This is a genomic window from Sandarakinorhabdus sp. (genome assembly GCF_032115815.1).
Lineage (GTDB): Bacteria > Pseudomonadota > Alphaproteobacteria > Sphingomonadales > Sphingomonadaceae > Sandarakinorhabdus.
On the sequence record NZ_JAUMBI010000197.1, the window covers coordinates 1 to 1957 of the forward strand.

Sequence of the window (1957 nt, forward strand, 5' to 3'; positions counted from 1 at the left end):
TACGTCCCTGCCCGCCGGAGGCCCCCCTTGTTCTTTTCTCGGGTGAAGTCCCTGACCTTCGCGCCTAAGGGACGTTGGATAACAAGGAGCCGGGCATGGCGATACAGGCGGTGATTTTTGATTTCGGTGGGGTGATCACTTCGTCGCCGTTCGAGGCGTTTGCGCGGTATGAGGCGCAGCGTGGCCTGCCGACGGGCTTCATCCGCACGGTGAATTCCACCAACCCCGATACCAACGCCTGGGCGCGGCTGGAGCGCAGCGAGATCAGCACCGGCGAGTTTGACGCGGCGTTCCGGGCGGAAGCGCTCAGCCTGGGCCATGATGTGCCCGGCGGCGATGTGTTGCCATTGCTGGCGGGGGATGTGCGGCCGGGGATGGTGGCGGCGCTCAGGGCCTGCAAGGCGGCGTTCAAGATCGGCTGCATCACCAACAATGTGGCCAGTGAAGAGGATATCGGCTGGGGGCCGAGCGTGAAGCATATCCTCGGTGAGTTTCACCATGTCATCGAGAGTGCCAAGGTTGGCCTGCGCAAGCCCGATCCGCGCATCTATCTGATGATGTGCGAGGCGTTGGGCGTGGCGCCGGCGGCGTGCGTTTACCTTGATGATCTGGGTATCAACTGCAAGCCGGCCGCAGCGCTGGGCATGACGGCGATCAAGGTGACGGGTGAAGCGCAGGCCTTGGCCGATCTGGCGGCAGCGACCGGCCTGCGCTTCTGATCACCAGCCCACTGGATCGGTGAAGGCGCTGCCCTGCCGTTCCAGCTGGGTGGCGATGGCGAATTTGTGCACTTCGGTCGGGCCGTCGTAGAGGCGGAAGGGCCGCATGTCGCGGAAGATCATTTCCACGACGGTTTCCGATGTGACGCCGATGCCGCCCAATATCTGCACGCAGCGATCGGCGACCTTGAACAGGTCTTCGGACACGCTGGCTTTCACGATGCTGCTTTCGTGCCGTGCCCTTACCCCATTATCCAGCAGCCAGGCGACATGACGGATGGCCAGCCGGGCCTGGTGCAGGGCGATCTCGTTGTCGGCCAGCATGAAGTTGACACCCTGATGGGCCAGCAGCGGCTTGCCGAAAGCGGTGCGCACCCGGGCATGTTCCAGCGCGATATGCTGGCAGCGCGCCGCCGCGCCGAGCCAGCGCATGCAGTGGGTGAGCCGCGCCGGGGCGAGGCGCATCTGGGCATAGCGGAAGGCCGAGCCGATTTCGCCCAGCAGGTGCGACGGGCCGAGCCGCAGTCCTTCGAAGCGCACGACGCAATGGCCTTCGACATAGTTGCGGTCCATCGAATCCATCACGCGTTCAATGTGGATGCCGGGCGTATCGCCTTCGCACAGGAACAATGTGGGGCCGTGCGCGCCGTGGGCGTTGGGCTCGACATTGGCCATGATGATCCAGGTCTTGGCGCCGTTTGCCCCGGTGATCAGCCATTTCAGGCCGGAGATTTCATAGTCGTTGCCGTTGAACACGGCGCGGGTCTTCAACTGGCCGGGGTCGCTGCCGGCGCCGTCGGGTTCGGTCATGGCGAAGACGCTGCGGCGATCGCCCGAAACCATGGGGGCAAGGAATTGCTTCACCTGGTCCGGCCGGGCGATCCGGGAGAGGAGATACATATTGCCTTCGTCCGGCGCGGCGCAGTTCATCGCGACCGGGCCGAGCGTGGACCAGCCGGCGGCTTCGAACACCGCGGCTTGCGTCGCGTGATCGAAACCCATGCCGCCCAGTTCGGTCGGCGCTTGCGGGGTGAGCAGCCCTTCCGCCTTGGCCAGCGCCACCAGTTCGGCGCGCAGATCGTCGGTGGGGCCGTGTTGGGTCAGGCGCGGGTCGCGTTCGAAGGGGATGATCTTGTCGATCACGAACTGGCGGGTGCGGCGGGCTAGCGCCTTGGTGGCTTCGGGCAGGGTGAAATCGGTCACAAGGTGCCTTTCTGATATTGCTCCAGCGCATGGGC

Annotated in this window: 2 protein-coding genes; one reads left to right on the forward strand and one right to left on the reverse strand. The window is 64.9% G+C overall.

Annotated features, from left to right (window positions below):
* Positions 1 to 95: 95 nt before the first annotated feature.
* A complete protein-coding gene (locus RT662_RS11510; RefSeq protein WP_313670848.1) occupies positions 96 to 719 on the forward strand; it encodes an HAD-IA family hydrolase in 624 nt (207 codons plus the stop codon).
* Here the strand turns inward: RT662_RS11510 and RT662_RS11515 are convergent.
* Positions 720 to 1957 (reverse strand): acyl-CoA dehydrogenase family protein (locus RT662_RS11515; protein WP_313670849.1); only part of this gene is annotated, 1238 nt, incomplete at its 5' end. It abuts the gene before it with no gap.